We start from the raw sequence: 21912 nt of genomic DNA, 5'->3' as shown, positions 1-21912 counted from the left end.
TTCCCTCCTACTCCATTACCTTTGATTAAAACCCATTTGAATCAATTTTAAATTGACCTAAGGTGTGTTTTTTGTAATCCATCACATGAACTGAACATGCCATACAAGGATCAAAGGAATGAATAATACGAATGACTTCTAATGGCTTAGTTGGATCTTCCAGTTTTAAACCAATCAACGAAGCTTCATAAGGGCCCATTTTGCCGTTAACATCCACAGGACCAGCGTTCCAGGTAGTAGGGACCACAGCTTGGTAGTTTTCAACTTTGGCACCTTTAATTCGGATCCAATGGCTTAACATACCGCGAGGGGCTTCTATCATGGAATAACCTTCATAAACTCGACTTGAATCTATTTCAGGTTTTACGTAAGTTGATTCATCCGACTGTATATTAACCAGTAGGGCTTCAAAGGTTTTCAAACAAGATTCACCCACTAACTTCACTTGTAACATCCGTGCAGCAGTACGACCTAAAGTGGTAAATAGGGCGTCAATGGGTAAACCCGTACGCGCTAAAAATCCATCAACCAGATTGACCACTGCTTGATTACCGCGGGCATAGTTCACTAATAAACATGCCAAAGGACCTACTTCTACTGGTTCGTCTTGATAACGCGGTGACTTAACCCATGAATACTTACCCGAGCCATTAACCGTTGGTAACTTGCCATAAACGGTATCGCGTTCAATAAACCCAGTGTATTCGGGAATTGTTGTTCCTTCATAAGGATGTTGTGGACCATCAGCTTTATACCAAGCATGAGTGACGTCTTCTTTAATCAAACTAGGGTCAATGTCTAGCACATTGGCTAAATCACCGTTTAAAATCACCCCTTGTTTAAATAAATACTCACCGTCGGCAGTAATAAAATCTTCACCACTTAAGAAATTATTCACATTTACACCGCCAAGCACACTGGCTTCAGCGCCAAATGCTTCTGCCGCCATTATGATATCGGCTTGATAAGCACGCTCAATAAAGTCTTGTACTATGGCGTGTTTTTGTTGCCATTCTTGTAAACGGGCAGGGCTTAACATATCGCGTACTGAAGTGACACCGCCCACAACAATTGACTGTGGATGCGGTGATTTACCACCAAAAATAGCCAGCATTTCAGCGGCTACACGTTGTACTTCAAGCGCTTTTAAGTAGTGCGATAGCGCAATCAGGTTTTGTTCAGGGGTAAATCGATAAGTACCGTTGCCCCAATATGCATTAGCAAAGGGACCAAGCTTACCGGTTTCGACTAAACCTTTAACTCGTTCTTGTACCGCTTTCAATTCACCTTCACCTGCGGCAATGGGTTTATCCGAGTAATTCATCGCGACTTTGGCAGCCAAGGCAGGATCTGCACTTAATGCCGATACCACATCCACCCAGTCTAAACCGTGTAAATGGTAAAATTGAACAATATGATCATGCATAAACAAAGAGGCCTGCATTATGCCGCGCAGGTATTTTGCATTGAGTGGGATTTTCACACCTAAAGCATTTTCAACAGCCTCAGTGCCACAACGATAATGTGAATAAGTACAAACGCCACAAATACGCTGCACAATTAAGCCCACATCCATTGGAGTACGGCCTTTCAGAATAACCTCAATACCCCGCCATAAGGTAGATGATGACCATGCTTTAGTAATGACATTATTATCATCGACTTCAACTTCAACACGTAAATGGCCTTCGATGCGGGTGATAGGGTCGATAACGACACGTTTACTCATGATTATTCCTCCAAAGGCTTAGCAAATACGCTAATAACAGCATGGGCGCCAATACCTACTGCGGCAGCGCCTAAAATTACCGCACCAATTGTGTCTGCGGTGGCATCAAGGCCATGTAACAGTTGACGTCCAAGAGGTTTCTCGAAATCTGCCATATCATCCCAGAAATTCGGTTCAGAACAGCCCATACAGCCATGACCAGCTAATACTGGCCAACTTGTATGATGGTTAAATCTTTCTGTCGGACAATTGTTATAAGTGTAAGGTCCTTTACAACCCATTTTATAAAGGCAATAACCTTCCTTTGCACCTTCATCACCAAACTCTTCAACAAATTCACCGGCATCAAAGCGACCGCGACGTTCACAGTTGTCATGTACTCGAGCGCCATAAGCCCATTTAGGACGATTAAACATATCTAAAGCGGGTAACTTACCAAACATGATGAAGTACATTAATGTACCTACAATGTTCTTTTCACTGGGAGGACAACCGCCTAAATTGATTACAGGTTTATCGACGACTTCATAAACCCCCTTAGCCCCTGTTGGGTTAGGTGCTGCGGCTTGTACGCCACCAAAAGCGGCGCAGGTACCGACAGAGATAATTGCAGCCGCATTTTCCGCCGCTTCTTTTACAATATGTAAACCGGTATGGCCTTTACAACCAATGGTTAAAAAAGTGCCGTTATTGGCGGTAGGGATAGCGCCTTCTACAGCCAGTAAATAACGGCCTTTATAGGTTTCTAACGCGTTCTCTAAATTTTCTTCTGCTTGCCAACCTGCGGCAGCCATTAACGTTTCGTGATATTCGAGTGAGATATGATCAAAAATTAGGGTGTCTAAATTAGGGGTGTCGGTGCGAATTAACGACTCGGAACAGCCAGTACACTCTGCCATATGTAACCAAATTAACGGGACTCTATCCGCTAGTTCAGCCGCTTCAGCGACCAAGTTACTAAAGGGGAGAGGCAAGGCAAACATTGCCGTAACCGACGCGGTCCATTTTATGAAGTCTCGACGAGATATCCCTATATCGGCCATTTTTTGTTGTAATGAGACAGGCTGACGTTGGGCAAATTGGCGTAAATAATCAAGACGGTCTTTACCCTGCTTATATAGGGCTGCATGTGTGTCCATGTTGATACCTTTTGCTTAAGCTAGTTAAGTAGCTATTAATTAATTGCAATCATCGGTATCAATTCTAAAACTGGATTAAAAATCATCTTTTGATGTAAATCAACTTGTGAGAATTTGCTATATCATAAGTAAGGTTAAAACGCCTAATTTATGATGTTGATCAAGTTAACAAAATTTAACTAGGACAAAATGTCACAGATCACGATTTTATATTTGATGTGATCTAGTCCATTATTTACTGATTGTATGGAAATATGAGTATACGAGAGTGTTATTAATAGGAATGACTCTTATATCTAATTAACGATACCGCGCCCATGTAAAAATGTGATCTATCGTACTCTTACAACTTATTAGTAAGAGGTAATAGACTTGTTTTCTGGTGACATTCCTCATAGAGTGTCGACTTAAAATAACAGTGATTCTCAATATCATCAGTATGAAAATAAATAGGTTGCAGGTTTGGTAGATAAATTAGTTTTAACGGTCGATTTCTTTCTTGAGCACAAATTATTACTAACCGTGTTAATAGTCATGCTTATTTCAGTGATTAAGCGCTTTGTCATTTCAAGTATTCGTGGTGATGTCGCTTTCCTTTCTGATGTGCAACGAAAGTGGATGTCACGGACCAAAAATGGCACTTTTCTATTAATACTGATTATCTTGTTCGTCTTATGGCAATCAGAAGTCAGTAAATTTGCGTTATCCGTTACGGCAATTGCAATTGCTTTAGTGATTGCATCAAAAGAGATTATTTTGTGTTTTACCGGTTCAATACAGCGTGCGAGCTCGCGTTCGTTTGTGATAGGTGATTGGATAGAAGTAGGCAAAATATACGGTGAAGTGATTGAACATAATCTCATGGCCACAGTGATCCAAGAAATAGACCTTGATCATGGCCAATACCATTACACAGGCAAAACGGCCACCTTACCAAACAGCATGTTTTTTACTTATGCGGTTAAAAACCTCAATTTTATGAAACGGTATGTTTACCACAACATAACGATTACCGTGGTTCAGTTTGTTAATCTCTATCCGCTGTTTCCTTCATTGACCCGTCAAATAGAACAGCACTGTGAAGACTTTATTGAAGTGGCAAAACGCTACAACAACGTTATAGAAAAACATGCCGGAGTCGATTTACCGGGCAGTGAACCGCATATTCATATTACTAGTGGCATAAACGGTGAACAAAATGTTCATATTATGATTTTTTGCCCCACAGAACGGGCTATTGAGTTAGAGCAGTTAATAAGAGAAGACTTTATGATTGCTTACCAAGAAAACTTTAATTAACTTATTTAGATTTCATCTCAACTCTTAATCCGAGTTGAGATGAAACGTTATTAGTTAATGATTAGAGGGGGATCTTTACTGGTTATATTTTGTTCGAGACCAAAACAATTTAAACGAGGCGATTGTCGTCTAGCAATCTAAGCAAAATGTGCTTAACAAGAGACTATGGTGTCAATAGATAATTTTAACCCAACCCTTCGCAGTAAAAACAACCTTGAAAGCTCAACAGATCCTGTAAGCAACCAATATGGTATATTTTCTATCACCACTACAATGTAATTTATTCGCAAACAAATTAGATTACCTAATCGGTATATGTTTTTTTGATGGTCAATATCTCTTGTTTTACAGCAAAAAAAGCATCTACTACGTCGGGATCAAAATGACTTCCACTGCCTTCTTTAATCATGGCAAACGTTTTTTCTTCTGAAAAGGGTTTTTTATAAGGTCGTGTTGAACATAATGCATCGAATACATCTGCAATGGCAACTATACGAGCCACAATTGGAATATCGCTACCTTTGAGGCCTTCAGGATAACCACTACCATCCCATTTTTCATGATGCGAACGAGCAATAATTTCACCCATTTTGATAACTTCAGAATCTGATCCTTTCAGAATATCAGCACCGACTACAGTGTGCTGTTTCATGATTTCCCATTCAGCAGCATCTAACTTACCTGGTTTTAGTAGTATGTTGTCTGGTGTTGATATTTTACCGAGGTCGTGCATTGAAGCCGAAAATAAAATATTCTCAACGGTATGTTCATCTAATCCCAAGCTACGCGCAACGGCTTCTGAATATAAGCTCATTCGTTGGATATGTGCACCAGTCTCTTCATCTTTATATTCAGATGCCATTGTCAGGCGACGAATAGTTTCTAGTGAAGCAGCCTTGAGATTTGCCAATGCTTTTTTAAGAGATTCTGTTCTTTCGGCGACATCAGCCTCAAGTTGTTTATTATAATTTGCTCTTAAATCGTTGTAGTCCTTAATTTTAAGCAGAGACTTCACTCTGGACAAAAGCTCATTTTTATCAACAGGTTTTGTAATAAAATCATCGCAACCAGCATCAATGCCTTTCACGCGTTCTTTTGTTTCCCAAAGCGCGGTAATCAACACTATAGGCAACAATTTTAAGTGTTCATCCTGCCTTACTCTGCGAGTGACTTCGAAGCCATTCATGCCCGGCATCATAATATCAAGTAAAATGAGGTCGATAGGTTGGTTAGCTAAAGTATCTAACGCTTCTTGACCATCAGTAGCAGTGACTATTTTATAACCTTTAGGTTCTAGGTAAGCTTGCATAAGTTCAATATTCTGAGGGTTGTCATCAACAACCAGAATAACTGGATTATCTTGCATGAATTTTTCCTTATGCGTTTAAGTTCAAACTTAATAAATTATTACTTAATATATTGGCTGACTTGTTTAGCAAATGTGCGTGTGTTTATAGGTTTAGAAATAAACGCACTGTTGTCGATGCACAATAGTTGGTCTACATCTTCTTTCAGAACCGATGCAGTGACAAAAACAATAGGAATAGTGGCTGTCTCTATATCCTCTCTCAAAATTATAGCGAGTTCTCTTCCGGACATGTCAGGAAGTTGTACATCCAATATAATAATTTTAGGTTTCACTTTTTTAACCAGAATTAAAGCATCAGTTGCATTAACTGCTGTGAATACTTCAAAGTCTGCCATCAGTAAAAGATCTTCTTCTAGAAGCAAGTTATTTACATTATCATCTACTAGAACTATTTTCGTTTTCATCGTACATTACCACTAGCTTATTTATGATAGGCAAAGTGATTGTAACCGATGTGCCTTTATCAACACCTTCAGATTCAATCTTAAACTCACCGCCATGTAACTTAACGAGACTTTTCGCAATAGGCAGTCCGAGCCCTGTACCTTCCGTTAGCCGGGAGTAAGGTGTTTCTATTCGAAAAAAACCTTCGAATAATTTGTCCATATTTTTAGCCGCTATACCAATACCGGTATCCCAAATGACTATTTCTATTTCATTCTCTGAGTGTTTTGTCTTAACACCAATTTTTCCACCTTCGGGTGTAAATTTAACGACATTTGAAAGCAAGTTATACAAAACCTGTTTTATCTTCAAAGAATCGGCAGAAATATTTGGTAGGTCTTCATTTATTTCAAGGTGCATATGCAGATCTTTTTTCTTGATGACATCCTCTATTAGTCCTGTAATCTCATACAATACCTCACGAATGGGAAGATCGCATAATGTCAGCGTCATTTTTCCTGCTTCAATTTTAGCCATATCAAGAATTTCGTTAATCAGCAGAAGTAAATGATTGCCACTGACGAGTATATTTTTGACATATTGTTTTTGCTTTTCATTCAATGAGCCGAATGTTTCGTCATAAAGAACTTCGGAAAAACCGTTAATAGAATTAAGCGGGGTTCTGAGTTCATGTGACATATTAGCTAAAAATTCAGATTTCACTTTAGCGGCGCTTTCTAAGTCGCTAGTCAGTACTTCCAAAGCATTATTGGCTTTTATCAATCCTTCTTGGATGGCACTTCGCTCAGTAATATCCTCTATCGACAGTAAAATTATTCGAGCTTTTGATTGTGACTGTTTAATTTGCCTTGCATTTAATAGCATGGTTCGCCAGCCGATACTCTTGAAGTTATGCTCGACTCGATAATCATCAAAACTGGTTTTCTGCGGTAAGATTGTTTCTAATAATTCCCGTAATTTGGGGATATTCCACTGGTTATTACCGAGATCGTAAATAAGTTTACCCACAGTGTCTTTATGATTCTCTTTAAAAAAATCATAAAATGAACGGCTGGCCGTCACCACCCTTAAATTCTGATCTAAAACAATTAAAGGTTCTCGTACTGTGTTAACTATGCTCTCTGAGTATTCTAGTAATTCCTGTCTGGTACTAATCTTATCCATTTAAATCCTTTGTGCCGTTAAGGTCGGTACCGATTGATTAAACTTGTTATATATAAAGAATGACTGATAGTAGTCATAAGTGAAGTAAGGCAAATGCCAATTCGATTTAAAATAATAACGTTAGTGAATAAAGAGGGCGTCAAGCAAGATGCTCTCAAAGTTACTTTCTTATGAACTAACAGCTTAAACTATTCATCATCCAGCTTCATTGCTTCTTTTATTTCATCACTGTCAAACCCTTTCCGAGACAAATACGCATAGGCCTTCGACTTATCTTTATAATCGGTTAAGTTATAGCGTTTCTTAGCCAGCTCTGTTTTACAGCTTTGATAAAAATCGATTTCTTCAGTAAGTGTTAATTGGTACAGCGTTTCTTCAAAGTCACTCACGTCAATCAATCGTTGTTTGAGCTCCTGCAAGATAAGTGTTTTGCCTTTACCCTTATTAAACAGTTTGATTATTTCCGTTGTTAAGTCCACTTTATCGGCTTTTACGGCTAACTTACTTCGCAGGGTATCACGTTGTGGGTGTTGTGCTAATGCGTGATCGATTTCTGCACGCGAAAACCCTTTAGTGGTCATTTGGGTATAGACTTTTTCTTTATTGGTACCATAAAAATTAACAAAACGGCTTAACAGCCTAGACGTGGCCATTTCAAAACTATCAACATTTTGCTCATCCATCACTTGTTCTATTGCGTTATCAATCTCAGTAGCGGATATGCCGCGTATTTGTAACTTACGTTTTATTGCACCTTTCCCGAGTTGATTGCTAAAAGCCAACTCACAATATCGCACCGCAAAATCATAGTCATTTTTTAAATAACCACCGTCTATAAGTCTGGCTAATACGGTATCAATCCATTGCTGGTTTTCGGTTTTACGCTCAAGTTTGATGCGGATTTCATTAATGGTGAAATCCTGCTGACCGAGGTGCCAATAGGCACTATTAAAAACGTTATCGATGGTTTTAGCTTGACGTAATGGCGGCCGCTGCATAGAAAATTTGTCTTATAGTAAAAAATAACCACATTATAGTAGCAGTTTAAGGCGGTATTTATTCAGTCCTATTGTGTATCCGGCAAACTAAATACTGCGCGTGAATAGCGGGTAAACAGAACCTTATGATGATGACTAAATGTGGTCCTGTTGTTTAGGGATATTATCGACCACAAAAGGTCGTTTTTTTACCATAAACCATAATAAACTGACTATTGCACCGATACTGAACTGAATAATCCCTAAATTATGGATTAAATCATCAGGACGCAATGACACTAACGTCATACCGATAGCACCCGCCATCATCGAGCAAAATTGAATAACCGCCACTGCAGAACCCGTATCACCGGATTGTTGATCCAACATTAAATTAATGCCAGGAACACGCGTTGCGATGACCACCAGCGTAGCGGGTGCAGCAAGGAAAGCAAAAATCCACGGGGAGAGATGACCAATGGAGTAGGTTAATACACCTAAAAACATCAGGATAATAAAAGAAACCGTAATTATTTTTTGCACTGCAATGGTACGAGAAAGCTTCATATAGATACTCGGGCCAAATGATGCGACAAGCGCATTAAAAGCAAAAGCATAACTAAACATTTGTTCCGATAATCCAAAACCGTCGATATAGATATAAGATCCCGCAGCTAAAAATGCCATTAATGTCATAGGCGGAATGGTAAATATCGCTAATTGGGAAACAAACCTCGGATTGTTGGTAACTACGGCTATTCTTCCCCATGAACGTAACACCGAGCCAGTATATCGGTGCTGTAATGTTTCACGGTAAAACACAGTCAATAAAGTCGAGATAGCACCAAAAATAGCCAGTGCATAAAACATCATATGCCACGAGCCAATTTTTAGTAAAAAAGCGCCAAGTACAGGAGCAACCATAGGTGCAATAATCACCAAAGACATAATGGTCGCCATGATTTTTTCGCGTTCGCGGCCATCATACAAATCTTTTACGATAGCCGTTGCCACTACGGTGACGGCACTGCCTCCAAATGCTTGAAGTAGTCTAGCCCCAATAAGCATTTCTATATTATTCGATAGAGCGCATAACAAGCTGGCAATCACATAAATACCCAAGCCGAACAACATGATGGGTTTACGACCAAACTTTTCACTTAACGGCCCCCAAAAAAGCAAACCAAGCGCATAGGCAACAAAATAAACACTTAACGTCAGATTGACCATGGTTTGAGTGGTATTAAGTGTTTCGACCATGGTAGGTAAGGCCGGTAAATACAAGTCGGTGGTTAATGGTGGAAATGCACTCACTACGACTAAGAAGAATAAGGTACCTGTTGAGCCTAAAATAGGTTGTTCTACTTTCAAACTAGCACTCCAAATCGTTTGTAAAATATTCACGCAATATAAAAGCCAAAAGGGCTACAAATAGACTAACAAATAGCCGGTTAAGACCGGGTTAAGAGCATCATTGGTTAACGACTCATTTCAATCGCAAATACTCACACAAATAATATTGATTAATGTGTATTTGGATAGAGTATTTAAAGGCTTAATTACAGCATCAGAATGTTGCCAAAGTTATTTAATGAAAACTAAAAAGCGACATTTAAGTACTATATATTGAGGTATTTATCATTAAGTCTCCATTTACATTCAATTACTTGTATTGACATAGGTTTACAACATTCTCTGTAGAATGAAAAATCTAGAAGATCTATGATTAACATCAAAGCCTTTACAGTAATAAAGATTAAACATTTTTCATTATAGGCAGATTGAATTGCTCAACAAAAAGGGTGTTTAATAAATCAACTCAGAGATGTTTGAACCGTCTTTATTTATCCTTTTTGTTAAATAAAAGAGTGTTAACACTCGCGCTAGAAGGGTCCATATTTCTATACAATAGTTATTGCGTGCACAAGGTCTTCTTAACCTACCTTTAACCTCTGTTCTTTTAATATTGAGGTTAAACATTGTTACAAAACCATATTGGCCTTATCAATGATATTTCAAGTTCGCTTTTGAACTCACCAACTAAGCATTTTCGGCAAGGACACCAATATGATTATTTTATGCTGTTTTCTATTTGTTATCTCTACGGACGTTATTAAATCATGAAAAAAACCAATAAACATAAGCTGATTATCGTCATCATTGCTATTGCTATATTAGCTGGTGGCGCTGCTATTTATGTTGCCAACAAAGATGGCGACGCGCCTAATTACGCGACCGAACAAGTGCAACGTGGTGATATTGAAAATAGCGTGTTGGCCAATGGCATGCTACAAGCGTCTAAATTGGTTAGTGTTGGTGCTCAAGTTTCAGGACAAATTATCAAGTTGCCCGTTACGCTTGGTCAACAGATTAAACAAGGTGAGCTTATTGCTCAAATTGATAGTTTGACTCAACAAAATAGTTTAAAAGAAGCACTCGCGTCTCTCACAAGCAGTAAAGCCGAGTACCGAGCCAAACAAGCTCAAATAGATCAAGCCCAACAAGAATTTAATCGTCAAAAAGCCATGTTAGCCGATAACGCTAGCTCTAAAGCTGATTATGAATCGGCTCAAGCCTCATTGTTAGTTTACAAAGCCGAACTTGATCAACTAAAAGCCGAACAAGAACAAGTTAAGCTTAGCGTAGAGAGTGCTCAACTCAACTTAGGTTATACAACCATCAAAGCACCAATGGATGGAATGGTTGTTTACACTGCCGTTACCGTGGGCCAGACCGTTAACTCATCGCAATCAACCCCTACAATTGTTGAATTAGCTGATTTGCATAAAATGACAGTTAAAGCTCAAATTTCAGAAGCTGATGTCATTAAGGTAAAGTCAGGACAAGCAGTCTATTTTACGATTCTTGGCCAACCCAATAACCGCTATAACGCCACTTTACGTGCGATTGAACCAGGGCCAACCATCATGGACGGCGATGATAGCAATATGACCTCAAGTGATACTGATGCGATTTACTACAACGGCCTGTTTGATGTTGAAAATCCTGATGGTATTTTACGCATTGGTATGACAGTTGAAGTGTCTATTGTACTTAACCAAGCAAAAAATGTCTTGATTGTGCCTGCGCAAGTATTACAGAAAACCCCTGGACCCAAACCTGGTTATAGGGTGCCTGTTTTGGTTAATGGTGAAATCGAATATCGTAATGTTAGTGTGGGTATTAATAATAAAATCAGTGCTGAAATTATCAAAGGACTTGAACTAGGCGAACAAATTGTACTTGGTGCGCCAGCCTCAAATTCTGTGAGCAGTAAAAGAGGCAATCGCCGCCCACCAATGGGGTTTTAAGCAATGACTGAACAAGCGTTACTTAATATTTCAGGTGTCTACCGCACTTTTGCCGCAGGAGAGCAGCAACTCACGGTGCTTTCCAATATCAATCTCAGCATTAATCGTGGTGAAATGGTTGCGATTGTGGGGGCTTCGGGCTCAGGTAAATCAACCCTGATGAATATCTTAGGCTGTTTAGATAAGCCCTCTAAAGGACGTTATTTCATTAATGGGCAAGATACTTCTACCATGGATGCGGACCAACTTGCTCAGTTACGGCGTGAACATTTCGGTTTTATCTTTCAACGTTACCATCTGCTGGGTGATCTCGATGCCGTCGGTAATGTTGAAATACCGGCTATTTATGCCGGGAAAGATAAAAAAGATCGTAAAAAAAGAGCCGAAAGTTTGTTGTCTCGTTTGGGATTAGCGGATCGCCTCAATCATAAACCAAGCCAGCTGAGTGGTGGTCAACAGCAGCGAGTTAGTGTCGCTCGTGCATTGATGAATGGTGGAGATGTCATTTTAGCTGATGAGCCAACTGGCGCCCTTGACAGCCACAGCGGTAAAGAAATGATGGCTTTATTGCAAGAGCTTCATCACGATGGTCATACTATTATTATTGTCACGCATGACATGGATGTGGCCCATTTTGCCGACAGGATCATTGAGCTTAAAGATGGTGTCGTTATCCGCGATGCATTAAATGGCAAAGCAGCAGAACAACAAAAACTACCTGAGATTAAATCGCAACCTAGTTCATGGCTTAATTGGGACCGTTACATTGAAGCATTTAAAATGGCATTGATTGCCATGCTATCTCATCGTGTACGTACCTTTTTAACCATGCTCGGTATTATTATCGGTATAGCTTCTGTGGTATCAGTTGTTGCGTTGGGTAATGGCTCACAGCAATCGGTATTAGAAAATATCAGTTCTATGGGAACCAATACTATCGATGTTCGTTCTGGTAGTGGCTTTGGTGATCGCCGTGCAGGCAGGGTTCGTACGTTAACAGCACAAGACAGTGATGCGCTCAAGGTCTTACCTTATGTAGACAGCGTCACACCGTCAATTAGCAGTTCCGGCACTATTCGATATACCAATCAAGCCGTTTCTGCCAGCTTTAATGGCGTTGGTGCAGAATATTTTCGCGTACGGGGTTATGAGTTGGCAGAGGGACAATTCTGGGATGAAACCAGTGTGTTAAATTTGGCACAAGAAGCCGTCATTGACGACAACACCCGCCAATCACTTTTCCCTAAACGGTCAGCCATTGGGGCAGTGGTCTTTCTTGGTGATCTACCGGTGCGAATAATTGGCGTCACCAAAGCTAAAGAGAGTGCGTTTGGTAACAGCGACGCATTAAATGTCTGGGTACCTTATACCACCGTTTCTGGTCGCATGGTTGGCCAACGTTATCTCGACAGCATTACCGTCAGAATTAATCAATCGGCACCCAGTAATGCTGCAGAACAAGGTATTATCTCGTTACTAAAAATGCGCCACGGTACAGAAGATTTTTTCACGATTAATACTGATACGATCCGTGAAAGTATTGAAAAAACCACTCAAACTATGACCTTATTGATTTCTGCCATTGCGGTTATTTCGCTTATTGTTGGCGGCATTGGTGTAATGAATATTATGCTGGTATCTGTCACTGAACGAACCCGAGAGATTGGTGTACGCATGGCGGTAGGCGCAAGGCAGGGCGACATTTTGCGCCAGTTTTTAATTGAAGCGGTTTTGGTCTGTTTATGTGGTGGCATTATAGGCATTGGGCTAGCTTACTTAATTGGTCAGATCTTTGCTTTTACAGGGGGGAGTTTCCAAATGATTTATTCAACCACTTCGATTGTTGCCGCATTCGCTTGCTCAACGCTCATAGGTATACTATTTGGCTTTTTACCCGCACGCAATGCAGCGCAACTCGACCCTGTTGATGCCTTAGCAAGAGAATAACGATAATGATAAAACGATCTATAACCCTAAGGCTCTCAACCATCGCGTTTTGCATTTCATTGGCAACGGGTTGCAGCAGTTTTATGCGCACTGAATTTACACCTCCAGAAGTTGATATTCCAACAAGCTGGCAAAGTGTTAGTCTAAATCAACAAGTCAACCTTGACCCTTGGTGGCAGAGCTTTAATAATCCCGAGCTTAATCAATTAATTGAACAAGTATTAATCACTAATAATGATTTAGCCTTAGCGACGTTGACACTGCGCACCGCTCGCCTCCAAGCGGGTTTAACTGATACTCAACGTTACCCGCAAATTAGTGCAAACCTCAATGGTTCAAAATCAAAACCATTAGAGGGTGGCGCAAGTGCTACTGAATATGGCAGTAACGTATCGCTAAGTTACGAACTGGATCTGTGGGGACGCGTTTCTGCCGATATGGACGCCGCAAAATGGACCAGCCTAGCCACCGCCGAAGATAGAGAAAGTACAGCACAAAGTTTAGTGGCCACCACTGCAACATTATATTGGCAAATCGGCTATCTCAAACAGAGTATTGCACTCAGTCAAAATAGCGTCGATTATGCACAACAGATACTTGATCTTACTGAACGTCAGTACCGTTCTGGAGCAGTATCTCAGTTGAATGTATTCGAGGCTAAAAGTAATTTGGCAGGGCAACAAGCAAGTCACAGTGATTTGCAGCAACAACTTACAGAGGCACAAAATTCATTAGCGATTTTATATAATCAACCGCCTTCAAAAATGCCTATACACATAGACAAATTACCGGGCGATGCTATTCCAACCATCGCTGAAGGTATACCCGCTGATCTTTTGATCCGACGACCCGATGTAAAGTCGGCACTTTATGCGCTTAAATCTGCATATGCGTCAAAAGATGCCACTTTTGCTGGTTACTTGCCCACACTCACGCTTTCTGGCTCGCTAGGTACCGCGTCTAACGAGTTAAAAGACTTACTACAAAATCCTATTGGCACATTGGGCGCAAACTTAGTACTACCATTTGTGCAGTGGAACGAAATGCAATTGTATAAACAAATGGCGAGTGTGGAAGTTGAATCTGCAGTGGTGACCTACAGGAAAACACTCTACAACGCATTTAAAGAAGTCGATAACGCGATTTCTGCACGACAACATTACCAGTATCAAGAACAGAAATTACGTGAACAATATGACGCAGCGTCTGCCGCAGAGCACATTTATGCAAGCCAGTACCGAAATGGTGCGGTAAGTATTCAAGACTGGTTAGACGCCAAAGAAACTCAACGCAGTGCAGAAGTGTTATTGCTGGCTAATCGTTATAACCAGTTCAGTGCTCAAGCCACGCTTTATCAAGCCCTTGGAGGCAGCGATATTGCAGCGCCACTTGTAACGGAATAATAAAATACAGTTAAATTTATATGATATATAACAACAAAAGCTCGCATGCACAGCGGGTTTTTTGTTTAAGTGAGGAGGGGTAACGGGTTATCACTATTAGCTACAAATATGGCCGACTAGGGTTAACTGTGATTTTTAGCATTCATCAATTGTTACCTGGAATTGGGCTTAATTAAAGCTGTCTTCTTAGTTCGTGTGCCAAAATAACGAATCAGTCTCTCGTAGATAATAAATACAGATGCAATACGATATCCCAGATTAACCCCATTTAATTATGATTTTCCTACAATCTATTACTTGTCTAGAAGGCATAAATTTCCGGTGCATGACCAGATATTTAATAGGATTGATATTAGTTACCACTTTTTTGATAACGAAGATAACGCTGCTAGTGCGGTTTCAAAATCGAGCATTTCTACGGCATCACATAACTTGGTTAAATCAGGTTCAAGGTGTGCATGTCCTAGTAACTTATTTTGTAGCGACAGAGTGATATGAAGCGCCTTGAGATTGTGGTCTTGTAGATGTTGCTTCAGCTCCGTTAACATCAAGGTGAGTTCAGGGACTGAATAATCAGCAGCGGATGATGTCTCTGTTAATTTATTAACGTCATCTTTTGCTAATAGCGCGTGGATACTCGACAGTTCAGCTTGCGCGACCAAACGTAATTCCTGACCCAATACCGAATTTAATATATCAACCTCATTAGCCGTATCCAGTCCCGCTAACTTACTCTCCAAGTTACATAGGTATTGGTAAAGTGATGATAAGCCAGTTGTTCCAGAGCTCCCTTTAAGGGTATGAACCAAGCGTAATAGCTCCTTTATGTTTTTTTGCGAAATCATCAAATCGATATTTTGCAGTTGTGGCTCTAGATTTTTTTCAAAAACGCGAATTAAACGACGATAAAATATTTCATTACCACCAAAAGGTTCCAGTAAAGAGGCTAAAGTCATATTTTCTAAATCTGAGCTAACATTATTAGCAACCTTGTTGTTGCTTTCGTCAACTTGCTGCAGATTAGCAACCATTTTATTCGCTTTCATATCAAGGGTTCTCGGCAGATGGTGACGTTGTGTATCGGTTGTATATCTAGTACAAAAAAGAATAATAGCAGTGACTAAATAGGGTGATATTGGATGAACTATAACAATATATTGACGATGTTTATGGCCAGTCAATGTGATTATTCAACAACTTAGTTTGCTACATCAAAAATAATAATACAATATTAGTCACAAATGTAGCCAAATATGGGTGCTAAACCAAACTAACCGGAGTCGGAATGCCGTTAGATAAAATTTTACACGTAGAAGATGATGAGTCGATTCGAGTTATCGTTGAAATGGCGCTTGTTGATATATCAGGATTTACATTAGTCGCTTGCGAAGGCGGAAATGAGGCGATTAGTCAAATAGAGCATTTTACGCCGGACTTAATATTATTAGATGCCATGATGCCTGGTATGGATGGGTTACAAACGTTAATTGAAATACGTAAAAAGCCACATTGCCAACACATTCCGGTGGTTTTTATGACAGCTCGCATTCAACAATCTGAAAAAAAAGAATATTTAGACGCTGGCGCAATAGCCATTATTGAAAAACCGTTTGATGCTATGAGTCTTGGCGATAAACTCGAGTCTATTTATCAAGCTTACCTCACGTCCGCAGACATTAACAAACCGGAGTAACCGATGCTAACGCCTGTATTACCTCATTCCGAGCAAGAAAGACTTATCTCGTTACAAAATACGGGACTGTTAGATACGGAACCAGAGCAGCGCTTTGATCGTTTAACCCATTTAGCTCAACTTTGTATCGGCACCGACATAGTGCTTATTTCTTTAATCGATTCCAACCGCCAATGGTTTAAGTCTAAACAAGGTGTAGAGGTATGCGAGACAAGTAGAGATATCTCAATTTGTGGGCATACCATTTTGGGAACCGGAATTTTTGAAGTGTCTGATACTCTTCTCGACAGTCGATTTGCCGATAACCCGCTAGTCGTAAACGCGCCTTTTATTCGATTTTATGCCGGAGTGCCTTTAGTTAATAATGGTGAAAACATTGGCACGCTGTGCTTTATTGATAGCCAACCTCGCCAGTTTACTGACAAAGAACGACAAATCGTTGCCGAATTTGCAAAGAGTATTGAGCAAGAAATTCAAGACAAATTACAAGAACAAGCCCACGAGCAATTAGTGGCAAGCGAGAAAATGTACCGATCAGTGCTTGAAGGCACGAGGATCGGTACTTGGCAATGGAATGTTCAAACCGGCGAGTCTAATTGTAACGAACGTTGGGCTGAAATTATCGGTTATACGCTTGATGAGCTTGAGCCCATTACTATAGAAGCCTGGTTATCAATGATACATCCCGATGACTTAGCCAGTTCAGATACCGCCTTAGATGAACACCTCAATGGCTCAACGCCATTTTATGACGTTAAATGCAGAATGAAGCACAAAGATGGCCATTATGTGTGGGTGCATGATAGAGGCAAAGTTGTGTCATATTCTGCCGATGGCAAAGCACTAATGATGTATGGCACACAGGCCGAAATCACCAAGGAAATTAATAGCGAGCTAGCATTATTGCAAAGTCGAGATCAGTTTAAGACTTTAGTTGGCAATATACCGGGAATGACTTACCGATGTCAGCATGATGAACATTGGACCATGCTGTATATGAGTGAACATATTTATGATCTGTCGGGCTATCCTGCCAGCGATTTTATTAATAATGACCAGCGCTATTACGTGAGTATTGTTCATCCTGACGACAGGGCAGAGCTATTTAATATCATCGAAAAAGCAGTACAAAACCACACTAGTTGGGTGTTAAACTTCCGTATTTTGCATAAAAATGGATCCGTTGTGTGGGTTGAAGAGCGCGGCGCTGCTGAATATGACAGTACTGGTGCCGTTCAGTATCTTGACGGTTTTATTATGGATGTCAGCAAAGAAAAAAAACTGCAAGACCAACTGTACAAACTGACACAGCAGCTTCCCGGTGTGGTTTATCAGTATCAGTCATGGCCAGACGGACGTAGTGCATTCCCTTACGCCAGCGATGCAATAGAAGATATTTATGGTATCAAGCCTGAAGATGTCCTTACCGATGCTTCTAATGCGTTTGCCAGAATTTACCCAGATGATTTAGCTGCAGTAGCACTGAGTATTGAAGAGTCTGCTAAACATCAGACGCTTTGGAAACAAGAATACCGTGTTTGCTGCGATGACAATACACCGACGTGGTTATCTGGTAGCGCGACACCAGAGATGATGCCTGATGGCAGTACCTTATGGCATGGCTATATTCATGACATTACCCAAACCAAAGAACATTACCTCAAACTCGAAGAACTCAATCACCAACTCAACGTCGCTCAGCAAAGTCTTGATTTAGCCAGTGAGCAAGCTCAAATAGGTTATTGGCAAGCATCATTGAAACTGGGCACTTTATGGTGGTCACCCATTATTTATCAAATATTTGGATTAGATGAGCAAGACATCGTTCCGAGTGTAACCTTGTTTAAAAGCGCTGTGCATCCTGACGATATCGACAAAGTGGCTAAAAGCGAACAAGAAGCTCGCTTAACCGGGATTCATAATGTGGTGCATCGCATTATTCGACCAAACGGCGAAGTTCGCTGGGTACATGAACTAGGACAGTTGGTAGCCGAAGATAAAAACCCAGACTTGATACTGATAGGTTCAGTGCAAGACATTACAGACAGAATGAAATTACAACATATCAAAGATGAATTTATCTCGACGGTGAGTCATGAGCTTCGTACACCCTTAACCTCAATTTATGGTGCATTAAACCTATTACAGTCTGGTAAGTTAGTCACTTTACCTGCCAAAGCTGACAAGCTAATTGATATTGCGAGCAGTAACTGTAAACAGCTTAGCCGTTTAATCAATGACTTATTAGATATCGAAAAACTTGCTGCAGGTAAGTTATTGTTTGAAATGAAACGCTCACCTATTGAACCTCTGTTACAACGAGCAATTAATGATCATCAACCCTTCGCAGGCCTGCATAATATTTCGTTAACACTGCAACTGGATAAGCAAGTCGATGAAACCTTGCTATATATTGATGAGCATCGTCTATTACAAATCTTGACCAATTTCCTGTCTAATGCAGTTAAGTTTTCACCTAAAGCGGGTAACGTAATCCTGTCTGCTACGCAAATTTATGATGAGATTGAGATTTCTGTACAAGATCAAGGCTCTGGGATCCCAGAAGATTTTAAAGGCAAGATTTTTGAACGATTTTCCCAAGCTGATGCCAGTAGCTCGAAAGCCAAAGGCGGTACAGGTTTAGGTTTGGCACTTTGTAAAGAGCTGATTGAAGCAATGAATGGCAGTATTGGTTATCGATCTCAAACAGGCGCTGGTTCGCGGTTTTATATTCGATTGCCCATATCAGTAGAACAGTAGAGCAGTAGAAGTTAAAGGATTATCAAAATCGTTACTGGATAAGACCGCTACCGATAAACAGGGCAATAAAAAACGAGTTAGCGCATAAACGCTAACTCGTTAGGTCATCATTAGGCAAACCATAATCAGCATCTTTGGTCTTGTTAATTATTGAGTTTTTTAACCTTGAATCATTTATAGCCGATGACTTATGGCTAAAGTGCCTTATTAAGCACTGTTTACTTGGATGTTGCCGCATTGCTTAACTTACCGAGTACACCAGAAATTTTATTGATCACCTTATCGCAGCCTTCAATATTATGACGTTGTTTAATGTATTCAGGATTGTTATACGACAGCCAAACGTTGTTATCCGCATCCTCGCTAATCAAAACCTTCTGAGGTAAATCAATCGCGACGAGTTGGCTGCATTGCATTAATTGCGTACCAATCTTAGGATTTCCAAAAATGATGACTTCAGTTGGCCTTAATGCTAATCCCACACTGGCAGCATTTTTTTGATGATCAATCCGAGTAAAAACCGTAAAACCTTTGTCTTTTATAATCGACTCAAATCTGTCAGCAGTTTCCTTTGCCGAATAATTACTTTGAAGAGTGACAAGGCTTTCGACCGCATAAGCTTGAGTAGATGCTATCAAGACAACAAGGGCTAGCGAAATATTTCTAATCATAATGGTTACCTATTGGTTATGTTGATAGATGATGGCACTTTGACCAAGCCTAATTTGCAAAAACATTTATCAAATGACTATACACCATGACCCATTAACGGGTTAATCATGACTTGTTATCATATTGACCCTTGATAACGTAACTAGCCTGTTACTGGAATGCCGTGAGTGATTAAAATCCACTAATACGTATTGTTGAGTATCGATTGTTGACCTAAATTGTCAATCTGCTGCTAATTTTACTGCAGTGCCAAAAGCCATTATTTCGGAACAACCATCCATAATTGCACTCGTTGTAAAACGGATCCCCACAATAGCATCGGCTCCTTTTTCTGCCGCACTGGCAACCAAGCGTTCAATGGCAACATCTCTGGCTTCGTTTAACATTTCGGTATAACCGCGGATCTCGCCACCCACAATGCTTTTCAGTCCCGCCATGATATCGCGTCCAACATGTTTTGATTGAACAACATTTCCCGTAACAATACCGACTATATCAATAATGTCTCTACCTGGAATCGTTTCTGTAGTGGTATAAATCATAAATCCTCCATCAAACAAGGGCACTTAATTATCGTACTGCGATCAGACTAAAATGGGAATTTAATTAGTGGTAATTAACTAGGTCATTTCGTTTATACTTTAGCGGTGTATACGATCCACAACTCGCTGGTGGACGTAAAAATAAAGTAAACGAGCAGTATGTTGATGGCTTTTTACTTGATTAATCCATCGGCAGAGTGAATAAATACTCACAAAATTGAATGCAAGTTAAAAATTTACCGAGGTTAATACTTTTGTTTTTGCATATTTAGGAATAATCATGCAAATACATTTTTCAGTTTATTACGTTCGCCTAATCACTACTATTAGGGCTTATGTTTACCACAATTATTCCGGACTTATGATGATTGTTATTGATAACGTCAGCGGATCTCTCGCCATGGATTAGTAAGTTCAATTTTTTAAGTTCAATGTTTTAAGTTCAATGTTTTAAGTTCAATTTTTTAAGTTCAATGGTTGTAAGTTCAATGTTTACAAGTGCAGTGGCTGTAAGTAGTCCATTGGTAACCTTGGTGTTGGTCTCTCTGTAAAATGTTAGGCGTTAATCGTATCATTAGTCGTTAAGAGGTTTGTTTGGCTTCACATCACTCGTTATTAAATCATCAACGTCATTTTGAACGTATAGGGCCAGACTATCGTAATGGCGACTCGGTAAGCTTTCTAGACATCAAGCATACCTTTGGCCTACAACATATTCGCGTTGGCAAATGGGTAAATCGTGAAGAGTCTGCACTTGCGGCTAATTTGATTTTTGATTCACTCGCCGATCTTGCCAATATTTTAGCCGTGCCGCCTGAGTTAATTGGTTTACGCGGAAGCTTACGTTTTGCCTTTGGCCATGGCGGCCAAAAAGGAGTACAAGCTCATTACTCACCAGCATACCGAGAACTGGCATTGGCCAAAAATGCCGGAGCAGGGGCGTTGGCTCACGAATTTTGGCATGCATTCGATCACTACATTGCCGACAAAATGTTTATCGACGACAGTTTATTAGACCCATATTTATCCTCACTAGCGTTAGCAGAACAAAGTACCAATACAAGACGATCTAACAGCAGTCGTGCCGATTTATTTGCCTGTGCCAGCGATAACTGGCTGGCCGATAAATGCATAGTTGCTCACCCGCTTAATCAACAACTCTCAAAGTTATTCCAAGTCACCTTGCTCAATACTAATGGCCAAGAACCTCACGATTATGTTCGTCGTTCCATCGCATTAGATAAACAGCAAGGCTGCCATTACTTTGCCAAACCTACTGAAATGATGGCGCGTGCCTTTGAATCTTGCATTGAAATCTATTCACAATACTACGCAGAAATCTCTAACCCATACTTAGTAAATAGCACTATAAACTCACCACTTGCTAAGCATGGCGCATATCCAGACAGGCAGCATTGCCATGAAATATATCAAACCATGATGGAATATTTTGAACCTTTGGGGTTAGCGTTTGATAAACAAAGCAGGTGATGGTTTTTCAA

At 40.1% G+C, this 21912-nt stretch carries 17 protein-coding genes; 7 read left to right on the top strand and 10 right to left on the bottom strand.

Annotated features, from left to right (window positions below; genetic code table 11):
• Positions 1-25 precede the first annotated feature (25 nt).
• Both hyaB and hyaA read right to left on the bottom strand, forming a co-directional pair.
• Positions 26-1729 (bottom strand): nickel-dependent hydrogenase large subunit, encoded by a 1704-nt coding sequence (gene hyaB / locus FCN25_RS20580; protein WP_137227224.1) that lies wholly within the window; start codon positions 1727-1729, stop codon positions 26-28.
• A gap of 2 nt (positions 1730-1731) precedes the next feature.
• Complete coding sequence (gene hyaA, locus FCN25_RS20575) at positions 1732-2868, bottom strand: nickel-dependent hydrogenase small subunit (protein WP_137227223.1); 1137 nt, start codon at positions 2866-2868, stop codon at positions 1732-1734.
• 462 nt (positions 2869-3330) lie between these two features.
• Between hyaA and FCN25_RS20570 the strand changes: the two genes are divergently transcribed.
• On the top strand, positions 3331-4167 hold the full coding sequence (locus FCN25_RS20570) for a mechanosensitive ion channel family protein (RefSeq protein ID WP_137227222.1): 837 nt from the start codon (positions 3331-3333) through the stop codon (positions 4165-4167).
• Between the two features lie 304 nt (positions 4168-4471).
• Here the strand turns inward: FCN25_RS20570 and FCN25_RS20565 are convergent, their stop codons facing one another.
• From FCN25_RS20565 to FCN25_RS20545, 5 genes are all read right to left on the bottom strand, one after another.
• The gene (locus FCN25_RS20565; protein ID WP_137227221.1) at positions 4472-5533 is read right to left on the bottom strand and encodes a two-component system response regulator; all 1062 of its coding nucleotides are present in this window, start codon (positions 5531-5533) and stop codon (positions 4472-4474) included.
• Between the two features lie 41 nt (positions 5534-5574).
• Positions 5575-5940 (bottom strand): response regulator, encoded by a 366-nt coding sequence (locus tag FCN25_RS20560; RefSeq protein ID WP_137227220.1) that lies wholly within the window; start codon positions 5938-5940, stop codon positions 5575-5577.
• Positions 5912-7105: a HAMP domain-containing sensor histidine kinase gene (locus FCN25_RS20555; RefSeq protein WP_137227219.1), complete on the bottom strand. Its 1194-nt coding sequence runs from the start codon at positions 7103-7105 to the stop codon at positions 5912-5914. Before FCN25_RS20555 ends, FCN25_RS20560 begins: the two co-directional genes overlap by 29 nt.
• Positions 7106-7293: 188 nt before the next feature.
• Positions 7294-8103 (bottom strand): regulatory protein RecX, encoded by an 810-nt coding sequence (locus tag FCN25_RS20550; RefSeq protein ID WP_137227218.1) that lies wholly within the window; start codon positions 8101-8103, stop codon positions 7294-7296.
• Positions 8104-8238: 135 nt separating this feature from the next.
• Complete coding sequence (locus tag FCN25_RS20545; RefSeq protein ID WP_137227217.1) at positions 8239-9453, bottom strand: multidrug effflux MFS transporter; 1215 nt, start codon at positions 9451-9453, stop codon at positions 8239-8241.
• Between the two features lie 749 nt (positions 9454-10202).
• Here FCN25_RS20545 and FCN25_RS20540 point away from each other — a divergent pair.
• The 3 genes from FCN25_RS20540 to FCN25_RS20530 all read left to right on the top strand — a co-directional run bounded on the left by FCN25_RS20540 (position 10203) and on the right by FCN25_RS20530 (position 14743).
• Complete coding sequence (locus tag FCN25_RS20540; protein ID WP_137227216.1) at positions 10203-11393, top strand: efflux RND transporter periplasmic adaptor subunit; 1191 nt, start codon at positions 10203-10205, stop codon at positions 11391-11393.
• Positions 11394-11396: 3 nt separating this feature from the next.
• Complete coding sequence (locus FCN25_RS20535) at positions 11397-13340, top strand: MacB family efflux pump subunit (RefSeq protein WP_137227215.1); 1944 nt, start codon at positions 11397-11399, stop codon at positions 13338-13340.
• A gap of 83 nt (positions 13341-13423) precedes the next feature.
• On the top strand, positions 13424-14743 hold the full coding sequence (locus FCN25_RS20530; RefSeq protein ID WP_254693695.1) for an efflux transporter outer membrane subunit: 1320 nt from the start codon (positions 13424-13426) through the stop codon (positions 14741-14743).
• 356 nt (positions 14744-15099) lie between these two features.
• On the opposite strand, the gene FCN25_RS20525 is transcribed toward FCN25_RS20530, so the two are convergent.
• Positions 15100-15789, bottom strand: coding sequence for an Hpt domain-containing protein (locus FCN25_RS20525; RefSeq protein WP_137227213.1), 690 nt, complete (start codon positions 15787-15789; stop codon positions 15100-15102).
• Positions 15790-16028: 239 nt separating this feature from the next.
• Between FCN25_RS20525 and FCN25_RS20520 the strand changes: the two genes are divergently transcribed.
• Together FCN25_RS20520 and FCN25_RS20515 are read left to right on the top strand one after the other, a co-directional pair.
• Positions 16029-16436, top strand: coding sequence for a response regulator (locus FCN25_RS20520; protein ID WP_137227212.1), 408 nt, complete (start codon positions 16029-16031; stop codon positions 16434-16436).
• Between the two features lie 3 nt (positions 16437-16439).
• Positions 16440-19196 carry a PAS domain-containing protein gene (locus tag FCN25_RS20515; protein ID WP_137227211.1) on the top strand — a complete coding sequence of 919 codons (2757 nt, stop codon included), beginning with the start codon at positions 16440-16442 and terminating at the stop codon, positions 19194-19196.
• 218 nt (positions 19197-19414) lie between these two features.
• On the opposite strand, the gene FCN25_RS20510 is transcribed toward FCN25_RS20515, so the two are convergent.
• Together FCN25_RS20510 and FCN25_RS20505 are read right to left on the bottom strand one after the other, a co-directional pair.
• Positions 19415-19867, bottom strand: a complete 453-nt coding sequence (locus FCN25_RS20510) for a DUF302 domain-containing protein (protein ID WP_137227210.1) — start codon at positions 19865-19867, stop codon at positions 19415-19417.
• 222 nt (positions 19868-20089) lie between these two features.
• Positions 20090-20410: a heavy metal-binding domain-containing protein gene (locus tag FCN25_RS20505; protein ID WP_137227209.1), complete on the bottom strand. Its 321-nt coding sequence runs from the start codon at positions 20408-20410 to the stop codon at positions 20090-20092.
• A gap of 594 nt (positions 20411-21004) precedes the next feature.
• On the opposite strand from FCN25_RS20505, the gene FCN25_RS20500 reads away from it, so the two are divergent.
• Positions 21005-21901, top strand: a complete 897-nt coding sequence (locus FCN25_RS20500) for a CLCA_X family protein (RefSeq protein ID WP_137227208.1) — start codon at positions 21005-21007, stop codon at positions 21899-21901.
• Positions 21902-21912: the final 11 nt, after the last annotated feature.

The organism is Shewanella sp. MEBiC00475 (genome assembly GCF_005234075.1).
In the GTDB taxonomy this organism is placed as follows: Bacteria; Pseudomonadota; Gammaproteobacteria; order Enterobacterales; family Shewanellaceae; genus Shewanella; species Shewanella polaris.
The sequence above is the reverse complement of the archived record's forward strand: the minus strand, read 5'-3'. Positions and strand labels throughout refer to the sequence as shown.